We start from the raw sequence: 13980 nt of genomic DNA on the forward strand, positions 1-13980 counted from the left end.
TTACGCGCGGATCTTCAGGTGCTTGCCCTTGATCCTGAGGGGGTCGAACGGCTTTCCTCCACCCTCGTAGAACTTGCTGAAGAACTCCACGTAGTGGAGTCGGAGGCTGTGCACGAAGCCGCCGAGCCCGTTCATCGCCATGTTGAAAACGTGCCCGATGACCAGGATGATTGCGGCCAGGATGACGCCGAGGGCTCCTCCGGCGCCTTTCGCCATCTTGGCCAGGAGGTTCACGACGAGGGCGATGCCGGCCGTGGACAGGCAGCCGGCGAGGAGTCGCGAGTAGGAGAGCACGTCACCCATGAGTCCGATCACGTCGAGCACGCTCATCAGCGCCTCCATCACCTCGCCCTGGGTTAGGGAGGCGAGGATCACGAGCAGGACGCCGATACCGAGCAGTCCACCGCCCGCGTAGGTCACCGGGCTGTGGAGGCCGAGCTTCGTCGCGCCCGCCACCAGCATCACGCCGCCGATCAGGACGAGGAACCAGGACAGGTGGTCGCCTAGGAAGGCCCGGACGTCGCGCTTCTTTCGCAGTGAGATGTACATGCCCAGGATGAGTCCGATGGCCACGTGCAGCACGCCGAACCCGAGGGAGACGAGCAGGATCGTGATCGGGTCCTTCATCGGGTCGACCCAGAGGGGCTTGATGCCGAGCAGGTTGCCGAAGTAGCCGCCGGTGAGTACGCCGAGGACGATCGTGGCCGCGCCCGCGTAGATCATCAGCTCGGAGAACATCTTGAGCCCCTCGTCCACTCGGCCACCGGTGAGTCGGATCGCGGTCGCCAGTCCGAGTAGGATGGCGCCGTAGGCGGCGTCGGTAAGGATGAACCCGAAGTAGATCGGGAAGAACACCGCCAAGATGGGGGTGGGGTCCACCTCGGTGGGCCTCGGGGGCGAGAACATCTCGACGAGCGTCTCGAAGGGCTTGAGCGGGCGCGGGTTCTTCAGCTCGACGGGCATCTCCTCCACGTCCGACACCCGCTCCCGGATCAGGGCGTAGCACCCGTCGGTCGCCTCCTCCACGGCGCGCTCGAGCCGGTCGATCTCGTCCTTGGGCACCCAGCCGTAGATGAGGTACGTTCGGTCCGTCATCGCCAGCTTCGGGATCTCGTCCAGCAGCTCCCGCTCGTTCTCCAGCAGCTCGATCCACGCGTTGATCTCGGCCGCCCGCTCCTCGTAGTACTCCGCCAGCTCGCGCCGCAGGCGCTCCAGCTCCTCCCGGGTCTCCCGGATCCGCCGCTCCAGCTCCTCCCGGACGGAGTTCACGGACCCGGACAGCTCCGATAGGATTTCGTTGACGGCCTCCGGCTCCGTCGCCCCCATTCGGCGGATTTCGGCCTCCAGCTCCGTCTCGCCCTTGGGCAGGGCGATGACGGCCACCACGTCCTCGTCCTCGGTCTCGCCCACCCTACCCGCGTACGCGGGCTCGTCCTCCAACCGCTCGACCAGATCGTCCCAGGCGTCGGACCGGACCACGTACAGCCGGGCGACGACGTGCGTACCCTCGCCCAGGTGCCCGACGTCGAAGTCCTCCGTGACGTGTTCCAGGAAGTCCCGGGTCTCCTCCAGCCGCTCCAGTTCGCCCTCCAACTCGTCGATCCGCTCCAGCCGCTCCCCGACCTCCTCCTCCAGCTGGTTTAGGAACCGCTCCGCGGACTCGATCACCTCCGAGGTGGGCCGGAGCTCGAACTCGACCTTCTCCGGCTCTTCGGCCCGGAAGAACGAGGCGAGAGCCTCCTTGATGCCCTCCTCAGAGAGCTCCTCGTGAATCTCCCGGAGCGCGTCGCGCAGGCGCGTGAGCCCGGCCAGCACGTCGGTGACCTTGATCAGCTCCTCCGGGGCCTCCGGGCGCTCAACGCCGTAGAACCGTTCTACCCCGTGCACCTCCCAGAAGTTCTCGATGTGCAGGCAGCCCTCCACCTGCACGCGCTTCAGCGTGTCGGCAACGTCCTCCCTCAGGCAGAAGATGAAGACCTCCTCCATCTCCCGGATCGCCACGCTACCCCTCCCCCAGGACCAGCCTGACGACGGCGTCCACGGCCTCGTCCATCCGCTCCTTCGCCCGCTCCCTCAGCTCCTTCGCCTCCCGTTCACCCTCCTCCCGGATCTTCCGGGCCCGGTCCTCGGCCTCCTTCTCGGCCTGCCGCCGGATCTTCTCCGCCTCCTTCCGCGCCTCCTCCTCCGCCTCGCGAATCAGCTTCTCCGCCTTCTTCTCCGCCTCCTCGACGATGCGCTCGGCCTCCTCCCGTGCCTTCTCCACCCGCTCCTTGGCCTCGGACTCGGCCGACCGAATCCGGTCCAGCGCCTCCGCCACCGTGGTCATGGGTCCTCCCGCCCGACCTCTACTCGCCGCTTCTAAACAGCTTTTCCACCTTCTTCAGCTTGTCCCGGAGCGCGAGCACGAGGACTCGGTCTCCGGGATTTATTTCCGTGTCGCCACGGGGTAGGATGAGTTCCCCATCCCGGTAGAGCGCGACGATCACGCAGTCGTTGGGGAGGTCGGAGACCCGCTTGCCCGAGACCTTGGCCCCTTCGGTGACCTCGAACTCCAGCAGCTCGGCCTCGCCGCGGCCGAACGTGATCATGTCAACGAGGTAGGGGCGGGTGATCGCCTTCTCGATCAGCTGGGCGGCGCTCCGGTCCGGGTTCACCACGGCGTCGACGCCCAGCCTGCGGAAAATGTCGACGAACCGGTCGTCGGTGACGCGCGAGACGACGCGGTCGACGCCGAACTCCTCCTTCGCGATCAGGGAGACGGCCAGGTTCACCTCGTCCTTGTCGGTGACCGCGGCGACGACGTCGGCCGACTCAATCTCCGCGTCCTGCAGCACGTCGAGGTCGGTGGCGTCGCCCTGCACGACCAGCACGTCCAGCTCGGACTGGGCGAGCTCCTGGGCCCTCCTTTTATCCTTTTCTATTATAACCACGTCGTGACCGTGAGCGATCAACATCTCAGCCAAGATCCGGCCCACCCGCCCGCCTCCCACGATGATGACGTGCAAGCGTCCCCACCCCCGGAGGCAGCCTCCTGAGGAGCGTGAGGGACCAGTACAGGGTCGCCAGGCACGGTAGGACCTCCAGCCGGCCCAGCCACATGTGGAAGATGAGCAGCGCCTTCACGCCGGCCGGGGCGTCGGGGGCCGTGATCCCGGCGGAGAGTCCGACCCCGCCCTGGGCGGAGGCGATCTCGAAGAACGCGTCCACGGGTCGGTACCCGTAGTATCCGGCGAGGAGGAGCGCCCCCAGGACGACGAAGAAGATGTAGGAGCCGGCGATCGCGAACGCGTCGATGATCTCGTCCTCGGAGAGCGTTCGACTCTGCAGCTTGGGGACGATGACGCCGCGGAGGGGGCGCGTGCGTCGGGCGATCGCGACCCGGATGGCCTCACCGATGATCAGGAATCGGAGGATCTTGACGGCGCCCGCGGTCGAGGCGGTGGAGCCCCCGACGATCATCAGCATGATGAGGGCGGCCTTGGCGTGGTCCGGGAAGTCCGGCACGTTCGCGTTCGAGAATCCGCAGCAGGTGATCGCCGAGACGGCCTGGTATCCGTAGTACCGGAGGGACTCCAGCGGCGGTAACCGCGAGTGGAGGCACATGTACGCGGTCGTGAGCAGCACCAGGGCGATCAGCGTGAGGAACTGGAGGTCCCGGGAGTAGTGCCGGAGGGCGTTGAGCAGCCGCCGGGGTCCGCTCCCCGGGTGCACGCGGAGGGTCTTGAACGCCCGGTGGTGGGTTACGAAGCTCGTGGCGCCGAGCACCATGAGGATCGAGGTGGCGAGCTCGATCGCGGGCGAGCGGTAGGCGGCGATGCTGTCCGAGCGGGTGGAGAACCCGCCGGTGGCCAGCGCCGTCATCGCGTGGTTGAGCGCGTCGAAGGGGCTCATGCCCAGGAGCCAGAGGATCAGGGCGCCGGCCGCCGTGAACGCCGCGTAGATCTTCCACATCTCCTTGGCCGTGTTGACGACGTTCGGGCGGATCCGCTCCTCCCGGGCCTCCGCCACGTACAGCAGGCTCGGGGTCTCGAATCGGAGGATGCTGATGACCGTGACGACGAGGCCCAGGCCGCCCACCCACTGCTCCAGGCTACGCCAGAAGAGGATCGAGCGGTGGGCGTGGTCGACGTCCGGGAGGACCGTGAGCCCGGTCGTGGTCCATCCGGACATGCTCTCGAAGTAGGCGTCGAGCCAGGGCATCCCCTCGCACAGGTGGAAGGGGATGGCGGTGAACAGCGGGATCAGAAGCCACAGGATGGGCACGGAGACTATCGCGTGCCGGGGCCTCACCAGGTTTCCGTCGCCCGGAATGCGCTCCAGGAGGAGGCCGGCGGCGAGCATCGCGACGAACGTGAGCAGGAAGGGGATCACGCAGGACAGCTCGCCGTAAATCAGGGCGACCGGGATGGGAAGTAGGGAGAGAAGGGAGGCGACCTTGGTCACCATCCCCAGGATCCGGCCCACCGTGACCAGGTCCGAGATCGGGTCCGTGGGGTGGCACCCCCCCGTCACTCTCCGTGCAGGAGCGATCGGAGTAGGTCCGCGTACACGGGTCTGGTGATCGAGACGCCGTACAGGGCGCCCAGCACCGTCATGATGGCGAAGCCCTTCAGCAGCCCCATGCCGGCGAAGAACAGGGCGGCCATGGCCGCCGCCAGCGTCGCGAACGAGGCCAGGACGACGCTGAACGCCCGCTTGATCCGCTGCCTCAGCGGGACCTCCTCGCCCTTTCTCCCCCTGCCGCCCCCGCGGACCACCTCGTCGGTGATCACGATCAGGTCGTCGACGCCGCTACCGATCGAGAGGATGATTCCGGCGAGCGCCGGCAGGTCGATGGTGTACCCGGTGAGCGAGGCCACGCCGAGGAGGAAGGCCACCTCGGAGGAGCCCGTGAAGAGGATCGGGCCCACGACGCGGGGCTCCCGGTACCGCAGCGCGATGATGAGGGACACCGCGACGAACGCGACCGCCCCGGCGATCACGGCCATCCTCAGGAAGTTCTGGCCCAGGGTGGCGGACACCGAGTACACGCCCTCAGGGATGAGCTTCGCCGGCAGCTGTCCCGAGCGGAGCACCGCCATGATCTCCCTGGCCTCCCGCTCGGCCTGCTCGCGGGTGGGCGCACCGCCCTGGATCTCGATCTCCCGCTCCACGTGCCCGGAGGCGGCCGCCTCGGCCAGGTCCTGGGATATCCGCGGGCTGGAGACCTTCTTGTTGTCAAGGTACATGTCGATCGGCTGCCCGGGCGCCCGCTTGGCCACCTCGGCGAACCTCTTCGCGCCCTCCGGGGTCAGCCGGAAGGGGACCTCCCACTCGTACCCGCCCTCGACCCGTTGGATCCGGTAGGATTCAACGGACTCGATGTCCTGGCCCGTCAGCACCGTCCTGCCCTTGTACTTGGCCTCGAACTTGCCGGGCCGGGTGATGAGCTCCACCGCCTCCTTCGGGGGCGTCCCGGGCATCATCACGATGATGTGGCTCCGGCCCACCGGCTGGACCTTGATCCCCTTGAACCCGAACGTGGAGAGTCGGTTCTGCAGGACGGAGACGGTCTGATCCATCTCCTTCTTGCTGAGCGGGTGGTCCGTGCGGGCGATGACCATCGTGCCTCCCTTCAGCTCCAGCCCTAGGTTCAGTCCCTTTACGGCGAGGGAGGTGATGGAGGCGACCCAGACGAGGGCGATGACGATCAGGCGCCAGCGCTCCCTCAACCATCCGAGGCTCAACCTCACCGCCCCGCGATCTTCTCTTTGATCACCCAGGCGTTGAACACCCACGTGTTGAGCACGTCGGCGAGCAGGCCGAACACGACCACGGCCGCGATCTCAAAGATCGCCTCCGAGGCGGAGAGGAGGAACAGCGCCCCCGCGGCCGCGGACGTGGTCAGCGTCATGGTCATGCCCGTCTTGAAGGATTCCCGGATGGACGCCTCCACCGTGCGGGCCCGGCGGCGCTTGACCGTGTACATGGAGAGGAGGATGTTGCTGTCCACCGCGTAGCCGATGATCATGAGCAGCCCGGCGAAGCTGGCGAGCGTCAGCGGGATGCCCGTGAGCGACATGAGGCCCAGGGCGTCGATCAGGTCGAGGGCCAGGGCCGCCAGGACGGTCGCGCTCAGCAGCGGTCGCCGGAAGATCGCGAAGACGATCGCCGCGACGGCGACGATGGCGAGCGGGACCGCGATCTTCACGCTCCGCCAAAAGGCTCGGCCGAGGGCGGGTCCGACGGTCTGCATCGACTCGATCTTGACGTGGAGGGAGCGCTCCAGCCTCGAGGCGTCGCCCGCGGACAGGTACTTAGGCACCTGTAGCAGGATCACGCCCTGCGAGGAGCGGACCGCCTGCACGTCGGGGACGCCGAGGACCCGTGATGCCTGCCGCGCGAGCGTGTCGGGGTCCTGGTTGGACTTCAGCACCAGCATGGTGCCGCCCTTGAGGTCCACCCCGAGCTTGATCCCGACGGTCAGCAGGGCCCCCGCGCACGCGGCGGTGAACGCGAGCGTGACGATCATGAGGCGGTCCAGGTTCCTCACGTACGCGTCGATCGCCCTCAACCCGCATCCCCCGGGGGGTGGTCGGGCGTGGTGAGGCCGGAGGATCTCGTGCGGGTGGGCGTGGTGCTCACGCTGCTCGGAGTGTTGCTGCTCATGGCGGCGGTCCTGCTGGCGGTGGTTAAGAGTGCCTCGGGGCGGGGCGAGTGGGGAGGGGTGATCCTGATCGGCCCGGTGCCGGTGGTGGTGGGTAGTTCGCCGAAGATGGCGCTGCTGGCGGCCCTGGTGGCGCTGGTGCTGATGGTGCTTGCGCTCGCGTGGTGGTGGAGCGTGCGCGGGCCCTAGGCCCGGGCGGCGATCGTTATGGGGTTCGTAACGATTGGCGGGAAGAAGTTGAGGGGCGTGAGGGGGATGAGGGTTTAGAACTCGGTGCTGCTGCCGCCGCTCTCCTCCTCTTCCTCTTCCTCCTCCTTGCTCAGCTCCCGGGCGGCGATGACGTCGTCGATTCGCAGGATCATCTCTGCGGCCTCGGTGGCGCTCGCCAGCGCCTGCGTCTTCACGCGCAGCGGCTCGACGACGCCCTCCTTCATCATGTCCTTGATCTCGCCGTCGTACACGTCGACGCCGGCGGTCACCTCGCCCTCCTCGTGCTTGGCGCGCAGCTGCACCAGCACGTCGATCGGGTCGAGTCCGCTGTTCTCCGCCAGCGTGCGCGGGATGATCTCCAGCGCGTCGGCGAACGCCTCGACGGCCAGCTGCTCGCGGCCCTCCACCTTGTCCGCGTAGTCGCGCAGCTGCCGGGCGACCTCGATCTCCGGCGCGCCGCCGCCGGCCACGACCTTGCCGTCCTCGAGGGCCGCGGCCACGACGCCGATCGCGTCCTCGATGGCCCGCTCGGCCTCGTCCACGACGTGCTCCGTACCGCCGCGGATCAGGATGGTGACCGCCTTCGGGTCCTTGCAGCCCTCGACGAAGATCATCTTGTCGCCGGCGACCTTCCGCTCCTCGACGACCTCGGCCTCACCCAGGTCCTCCTCGCTCAGGTCGTCGATGTTGGTCACGATCCGGCCGCCGGTGGCCCGGGCCAGCTTCTGCATGTCGGACTTCTTCACGCGCCGGACGGCGAGGATGCCCTTCTTCGCCAGGTAGTGCTGGGCCAGGTCGTCGATGCCCTTCTGGCAGAAGACCACGTTCGCGCCGGTCTCGGCGATCTTGTCCACCATCTCCTTCAGCATGCGCTCCTCTTCCTCGACGAAGGCCTGCAGCTGCTCCGGGTCCGTGATCCGGATCTCGGCGTCCGTCTCGGTCTCCTTCACCTCGATCGGGCAGTTCAGCAGGGCGATCTTGGCGTTCTCCACCCGCCGCGGCATGCCCGGGTGCACGCGCTCCTTGTCGATCACCATGCCGTGGACCAGCTCGGTGTCCTCGAGCCCGCCGCCCTCCTTCTTCTCCAGCTTGATGTGGTCCGTGTCGATGACGATCTTACCGTCCTCCTCCTCGGCCACCTGCTTGACGGCCTTCACGACCAGCTCGGCCAGGTGGTCTCGGGCCTTCTCCACACCCTTACCGGTCATCGCGGTCTTCGCGATCTTCTTGAGCATCTCCTCGTCGTCCGGGTCGATCTCCTCCGCGATCTCGTCCAGGATCTCCTCGGCCTTCTCCACCGCCATCCGGAAGCCGCGCGCGATCACGGTCGGGTGGATGTCCTGCTGCAGCAGGTCCTCGGCCTTGTGCAGCAGCTCACCGGCCAGCACGACGGCCGTGGTCGTGCCGTCACCCACCTCGTCCTCCTGCGTCTTCGCGACCTCCACGACCATCTTGGCGGCCGGGTGCTCGATGTCCATCTCCTCGAGGATGGTCACGCCGTCGTTGGTGACGACCACGTCGCCCATCTCGTCCACGAGCATCTTGTCCATGCCCATCGGGCCGAGCGTGGTCCGCACGGTCTCGGCGACGACGCGCGCCGCCATGATGTTCATCCGCTGGGCGTCTCGACCCACGAAGCGCTGGTAACCCTCGGGCAGGATCAGGACCTGCCGCCCGTCACCCGCCAGCATCGCCATCTCGGCTTACCCCCGTTCCGGGTTCTCTCGGTGGTGACCGCCGAGCACTTATATTTAAATCTTTCCCTCTATGGACATGCGCCGGAGGAGCTCCCGGATCACGGGCTCGCTGAGCCCCGTGCGCCGGGCGATCTCCTTGGGGGAGGTGATCCCCGCCTCCTCGACCAGCTCCCGCACCTTCTCCGACGGGTCGTGCTCCTCCAGGTACTCCTTCAGCTCCTCGATGTCCTTGAGGTCCTCCAGGGTCTCCAGGTCGAGGGTGGGGAGGCACGAGGCGCGCCGGCCCCGCCGCCGCGTGACCACGAACCCCAGGGAGCCCGTGGCCTGGATCACGTCCCGGAGCGCGATCGACTCCCGCCCGCTCACGTCCTCCGACCGGACCAGGACCGTGTCCCCGTCCTTGGCCAGCAGCTCGAACGGGGCCCGGCGGACCTTGCCCGTGCGCTCGGCCCCCATGCGCTCGAGGTGCCGGGCCACCCGGCGCTCGAACCGGGTCATCCGGTCCTTGCCCGTGTCCACCCGCTCCGGCACCCGGAAGCGCACCGGAACGCCCTCGACCTCCGCCTCCTCGGCCCGGGCCAGGCTGACCCGGCCGCCCTCCCGCCTCAGCTGGCGGCGCCGGACGCTCGACACGCTCACGCTGTCGATCTCCTCCTCCCGCACCTCGACGTACTTCCCGCCGCGGTCGGCCACGGTTCGGGGCGGCTCACCCTCCACCGTCTCCGCGAACGTGATCGGGTCCATCACGGGGATCTCGTATCGGTGGTAGACCACGCCCCGCTCCAGGGGCCCGGACCGGCGGCGCAGCGCGACGACGATCGGCACGGCCTCCAGGAAGTGCGAGACCACCTTGAGGTCCTTCGCGACCTCCTTCCGGAGCCCGTCCACGTTCGTGAGGACCTTGACGACGAAGGAGCGACCGTCCCGGGTGACCACGAGGAGGTCGAAGCAGGCGCGGTCGAGCCGGACGACCCGGTGGCCGCCCTCCCGCAGGAACTCCTCGAGGTCCGCCAGCAGCTCCTCCCGGAGGTCCAGCGTGATCACCCCCCTACGATCGCCATGGAGAGGGCGACGGAGAGCGGTCCGGTGACGACCACCAGCAGGAGCCCGATCCGCCTCGTCCGCTCGTCGTTCCAGAAGGCCGAGAGGATGAGGAGGGCGATCCCGGCGCCTCCCAGGAGGAACGGGACGAGGTGAGAGACGAGGGCCGCGGCCATCTTCTGGCCGATCACCGTGCGTTTCCCCCGGCGGGGGTGGGTTCGGTTGGCGTGGGTGGGGTTGGACGACACCGACGCGCCGGACGGTGGGTGCACGACGTACGTGGCGGTTCGGTTGATGCGGGAGCTGGAGCGGGCCGGGGCGGAGGTGGTGGGCCGGCCGTTCCTGGTGCGGTTGAACCCGAACGTGCCGTTCAAGACGCGGGGTAACGCGGCGGTGGCGTTTCGGGTGGAGGGGGAGGTGGACGTGCGGGAGGTGGTGGAGCGGGTGCTCGAGGGGACGGTGGGTGAGCACCCGGAGACGCGGCCCGGGGTGGTGGTGTACCCGGGTCGCCGTCCACCGGGCGCCTGCGAGGTCGTATATAAAAGGGCGGTTCGGGGGTTGATCGGTCCGGCGGAGGTGAGGGAGCTGGTGGGTGAGCGGGTGGAGGTGGTGCGGGACGGTCGCGGCGTCGTGGGGGCGGTGGCCGCGCTGGGGTTCGCGCGGTTGAGGGGTCGGGAGGTGACGTTCGAGGGGATCGCGTACCGGGACCGCGGGTTCTGGGGCTCGGAGCGCCGGGTGGTGGAGGACTCGGTCTGGGAGCTGGACGAGCGCACGTTCCCCGTGACCTTCGACAACGTGGATCGACTGCACGGGGAGGTGCTGATCACGCCGCACACGCCGTGTCCGGTCCTCTACGGGGTGAGGGCGGTGGAGGCGTGGGTGTTGGAGGAGGTGGTGCCTCGGGTCGTGCGGGCGCGGGAGCCCGTGGTGGATTACGTGGTGTTCGAGACGAATCAGGGCACGGACGCGCACCTGAGGACGGTGGGGAGCCTGTCCGAGGCCTCGGACTACGAGAGCGTGGTGGTGGAGGTGCGGGTGGAGGGGGAGCCGCGCCGCATCCGGGGCGGTCACGTGGTCGTCCCGTGCGAGGATGAGGAGGGAAACCGGGTGGACCTGGCGGCGTTCGCCCCGGCGCGGCCGCTGACGGAGGTGGTGGAGGCGCTGCGGCCGGGGGACGTGGTCCGGGTGGCGGGTGCGGTGCGGCCCGAGACGCCGAAGCATCCCCGGACGATCAACGTGGAGAAGCTCCTGCCGGTGGAGCTGGTCCGGGAGGAGCGGTCGGTGCCGCCCGTGTGCGGGCGGTGCGGGGGTAGGATGGCGTCGGCGGGCCGGGGCAAGGGATTCAAGTGCAAGCGGTGCGGTGAGCGGGCGCCGGAGGGCTCGGAGGTGCGCGTGGAGGTGCCCCGGGAGCTGGTCGAGGGACGGGTCTACGAGGCGCCCCCGGTGGCCCGGAGGCACCTCTCCAAGCCCGAGTACCTGGTGGACCTGGGGTTGCTGGAGCCCTCGCCGATCCGGGAGGGTGGATGACGAGCGGCCCGAGCCGAGCGGCGCGCGGTGACGACTGACAGGATTGCCGACACCCTCACCGGCGATCCACGTAGTGGGTTAGGGTGCCGATCCCCTCGATGGTCAGCTCCACCCGGTCCTCGGGCTGCAGGGGACCGACGCCCGGCGGCGTGCCCGTGGCGATCACGTCCCCAGGCTCCAGGGTCATCACCCGGGACGTGTACGAGACGAGCTCGTACGGGTCCATGACCATGTCGTCCGTGGTGGCCCGCTGTCGGACCTCCCCGTTGACCTCGAGGCGCATGCTCAGCCCCTCGGGCTCCAGCTCCGTCTCGATCCAGGGGCCCAGCGGGGCGAACGTGTCGTAGCTCTTGGCCCGGACCCACTGACCCTCCTCCCGCTCCACGTCCCGGGCCGTCACGTCGTTGATGATCGTGAAGCCGAGGACGACGTCCCGCGCCTCCTCCGGGGAGACCCGGCGGCAGCGGGTCCCGATCACGACCGCGAGCTCGAGCTCGTGATCGACGCGGCCCACCCCGTCGGGAATCAGCACGGTGTCCAGGTGGCCGATGACGGCCGTGGGGGCCTTCATGGTCATGACCGGGCGCTCCGGCACCTCCATCCCCAGCTCGCGCAGCTCCTCGACGTGCTCCCGGTAGTTCAGCCCGAAGCAGACGATCTTGGGCGGTCTGGGGACCGGTGGGCCGATCCGCTCCTCCCGGAGCGGGAACCTTCGGTGGTCCAGCTCCTCGAGTCGGCCCGAGTGCGCGGCCCGCAGGAACTCGGGGAAGGTGGCCCGGTACACGAGAACCTCCTCGTCCGTGAAAACCGCGGGGCGGTAGGTGCCTCCGAATCGGTACGAACCGATCCTCATGGGGGCCCCGGGGTGGGAGGGGAGGGGCCGCTACTTGATGGTTCCGAGCCGCTCGTAGCTCAGCCGGATCTTGATGGCGTCCACGGGGCAGGCGCGCTCGCAGAGCTTGCATCCGGGGCACTTCTCCGGCACCTTGGCCACGCCGTCCACCTCGATGAGGTTCCCCGGGCACACCTCGGCGCAGACGCCGCAGCCGATGCAGGCGTCCTCGTCCACCTCGTTCTCGATCTCCCTCGGTTGCGGTGAAACCTCCTGAGGGGCGGTGATGGCGCCCCACGGGCACGCCTGGACGCACGTCGCGCAGCCGGCGCACTTGTCCTCGTCGATCCGGGCGACCTTGCGCCCCTGCTCGACCTCGAGCGTCTCCGGATCCACGTACACGGGGCTCCACTCGTTCTCCTCGGCCCGGAAGAACTCCTCATCGGTGGAAACGAGCTCGATCGCGTCGTTCGGGCAGACGAGGGCGCAGATCGCGCAGCCGACGCACCGCTCCGGGTGCACGTACACGCCCTTACCCTCGGGGTGCTCCGGGGGCTCGGACTCGGGCTCGGTGACGCCCTTCACCCCGATCGCGCCGATGGGGCACGCCTCCATGCACCTCAGGCACATCACGCAGTAGCCCTGGAGCTCCGGGTACTCGTCCTCGATGCGCAGGATCTCCTGCGGGCAGTGCTGGCCGCAGACGGGCGGGTCCTCCTTGTCGCAGTCCTCGGGGCGCCAGGCGATCCGCTTGACCGTGACCGTCTCCCCGTCGATCTCCCGCTCTAGGTCCTCCAGTTCCAGCGCGTCGTTCGGGCAGGCCTTCACGCAGGCGCCGCACACGAGGCAGTTAATTACGTCGCCGTCCTCTCCCCGGCGGACGCGGATGGCCCCGGTCGGACAGGCGGCCACGCAGGCCTCGCAGTACAGGCACGAGTCCTTATCGATCTCGATCGGCATCCGCGGCCGCCCCGGCAGCTCCCGACCTCGAGCGCCTTTTACGGTTTGCGAGACGGGCGCCGGTGTCGCCGGTCTGCCAACCCGCCGTCGGCAACGGGCCACCCTCTCATCGGGGCGCCCCTCGACCCCCGTAAACCTCCTCATCCGGCAGGAACTCCCGGTAGTCGACCCGCATCCGGTACTTCCTCCGGAAGTACTCGCACACGTTCCGCACGTCCCGCTCGATCAGCTCGGGCGCGGAGGGGTGACCGAGCTCCACCCAGTGCGCCCAGTCGATGATCAGCACGCTGCCGTCCTTCTCGACCACGATGTTGAACTGGCTCAGGTCCCCGTGCACGACCCCCACCTCGAGCGCCCGGTGGTACGCCTCCATGACGCCCCGAAGCACCCGCTCCGGGTCGTCGACGCGGGTCTCCGCCAGCTCCCGGCCCCTGAACCGCTTCATGACCAGCACGTGCCGGTTCTGGTAGACGGGCCGCGGCACGGGCACGCCCTCCGGGTACAGGTGCAGGAGCGCCTCGAACTCCCGCTCGGCGGTCAGCCGGTTGACGTAGAGCCAGGAAATGTGGCGCTTATCCTTCACGTACTCCCGGTAGCGCTTGATCTTGGTGTAGCTCGTCCGCCCGATCCGGTTGAACTTGACCGCCAGCTCGACGCCCTTGGGAGAGACGCCCAGGTACACGTCCGCCTCCTTGCCCACCCCGATCTCGGGGCCCAGGCCCTCGAGAACGCCCTCCTCCACGAGGGTGCGGAGCGCGAGGGCGTCGTACCCCTCGGGGCGCAGCTGGTACCCCAGGTACCCGACCGTCTCGCGCCGCGTTCGGACGATCATGTCCCAGCGGTCCAGCCGGGAGAGCCGGTAGCCGAGCTCCTTCTCGTCGAACCCGGTCCGCTCGAGCAGGCGCTCGAACGGGACCCACTCGTGGCGGCTCATCTCGAGCTCCAGGGCTCGGAGGACCTTGAAGTCCTCCGGCTCCATCTGCGGGAACGCCTGGACCACCCGCTCCACCATCACCATGGCGCGGGCGCCGCCCGACCGATCGCGAATGCGTTTTTTACGGCTCGAA

The 13980-nt window shown here is 68.7% G+C and carries 14 protein-coding genes; 2 read left to right on the forward strand and 12 right to left on the reverse strand.

The genetic code is table 11. The features are described 5' to 3' along the window. From ACXJJV_RS03615 to ACXJJV_RS03640, 6 genes are read right to left on the reverse strand one after another with little or no spacing between them, the layout of a single operon-like run. A complete protein-coding gene (locus tag ACXJJV_RS03615) occupies positions 1 to 2001 on the reverse strand; it encodes a V-type ATP synthase subunit I (RefSeq protein ID WP_456466807.1) in 2001 nt (666 codons plus the stop codon). A gap of 1 nt (position 2002) precedes the next feature. Next, entirely contained in the window at positions 2003 to 2326 is a 324-nt protein-coding gene (locus tag ACXJJV_RS03620; protein WP_456466808.1) for a V-type ATPase subunit subunit G family protein, read from the reverse strand. Between the two features lie 19 nt (positions 2327 to 2345). Beyond that, on the reverse strand, positions 2346 to 2954 hold the full coding sequence (locus ACXJJV_RS03625; protein WP_456466863.1) for a potassium channel family protein: 609 nt from the start codon (positions 2952 to 2954) through the stop codon (positions 2346 to 2348). Position 2955: 1 nt separating this feature from the next. After that, on the reverse strand, positions 2956 to 4512 hold the full coding sequence (locus tag ACXJJV_RS03630; RefSeq protein ID WP_456466809.1) for a TrkH family potassium uptake protein: 1557 nt from the start codon (positions 4510 to 4512) through the stop codon (positions 2956 to 2958). Next, the gene (locus ACXJJV_RS03635; protein ID WP_456466810.1) at positions 4509 to 5726 is read right to left on the reverse strand and encodes a preprotein translocase subunit SecD; all 1218 of its coding nucleotides are present in this window, start codon (positions 5724 to 5726) and stop codon (positions 4509 to 4511) included. The genes ACXJJV_RS03630 and ACXJJV_RS03635 overlap by 4 nt, the downstream gene beginning before the upstream one ends. A gap of 2 nt (positions 5727 to 5728) precedes the next feature. Continuing rightward, positions 5729 to 6553 carry a hypothetical protein gene (locus ACXJJV_RS03640; RefSeq protein WP_456466811.1) on the reverse strand — a complete coding sequence of 275 codons (825 nt, stop codon included), beginning with the start codon at positions 6551 to 6553 and terminating at the stop codon, positions 5729 to 5731. A 27-nt stretch (positions 6554 to 6580) separates the two neighbouring features. Here ACXJJV_RS03640 and ACXJJV_RS03645 point away from each other — a divergent pair, with 27 nt between their 5' ends. Next, positions 6581 to 6835, forward strand: coding sequence for a TIGR00304 family membrane protein (locus ACXJJV_RS03645; RefSeq protein WP_456466812.1), 255 nt, complete (start codon positions 6581 to 6583; stop codon positions 6833 to 6835). A 74-nt stretch (positions 6836 to 6909) separates the two neighbouring features. On the opposite strand, the gene thsB is transcribed toward ACXJJV_RS03645, so the two are convergent. Genes thsB through ACXJJV_RS03660 form a run of 3 tightly spaced genes read right to left on the reverse strand, consistent with a single transcriptional unit; the run spans position 6910 to position 9785 of the window. Beyond that, a complete protein-coding gene (gene thsB, locus ACXJJV_RS03650) occupies positions 6910 to 8553 on the reverse strand; it encodes a thermosome subunit beta (RefSeq protein ID WP_456466813.1) in 1644 nt (547 codons plus the stop codon). A gap of 54 nt (positions 8554 to 8607) precedes the next feature. Then, positions 8608 to 9597, reverse strand: a complete 990-nt coding sequence (locus ACXJJV_RS03655) for a hypothetical protein (protein WP_456466814.1) — start codon at positions 9595 to 9597, stop codon at positions 8608 to 8610. Further along, positions 9594 to 9785 carry a hypothetical protein gene (locus tag ACXJJV_RS03660; protein ID WP_456466815.1) on the reverse strand — a complete coding sequence of 64 codons (192 nt, stop codon included), beginning with the start codon at positions 9783 to 9785 and terminating at the stop codon, positions 9594 to 9596. The genes ACXJJV_RS03655 and ACXJJV_RS03660 overlap by 4 nt, the downstream gene beginning before the upstream one ends. 40 nt (positions 9786 to 9825) lie before the next feature. Between ACXJJV_RS03660 and ACXJJV_RS03665 the strand changes: the two genes are divergently transcribed. Then, positions 9826 to 11121 (forward strand): TiaS agmantine-binding domain-containing protein, encoded by a 1296-nt coding sequence (locus tag ACXJJV_RS03665; RefSeq protein WP_456466864.1) that lies wholly within the window; start codon positions 9826 to 9828, stop codon positions 11119 to 11121. Positions 11122 to 11176: 55 nt separating this feature from the next. Here the strand turns inward: ACXJJV_RS03665 and ACXJJV_RS03670 are convergent, their stop codons facing one another. From ACXJJV_RS03670 to ACXJJV_RS03680, 3 genes are all read right to left on the reverse strand, one after another. Continuing rightward, positions 11177 to 11974, reverse strand: coding sequence for a fumarylacetoacetate hydrolase family protein (locus ACXJJV_RS03670; RefSeq protein ID WP_456466816.1), 798 nt, complete (start codon positions 11972 to 11974; stop codon positions 11177 to 11179). 30 nt (positions 11975 to 12004) lie between these two features. Then, positions 12005 to 12913: a 4Fe-4S binding protein gene (locus tag ACXJJV_RS03675; RefSeq protein WP_456466817.1), complete on the reverse strand. Its 909-nt coding sequence runs from the start codon at positions 12911 to 12913 to the stop codon at positions 12005 to 12007. Between the two features lie 106 nt (positions 12914 to 13019). Next, positions 13020 to 13931 carry a serine/threonine-protein kinase RIO2 gene (locus ACXJJV_RS03680; RefSeq protein WP_456466818.1) on the reverse strand — a complete coding sequence of 304 codons (912 nt, stop codon included), beginning with the start codon at positions 13929 to 13931 and terminating at the stop codon, positions 13020 to 13022. Between the last annotated feature and the right edge of the window lie 49 nt (positions 13932 to 13980).

It is taken from the genome of Methanopyrus sp. (assembly GCF_053997775.1).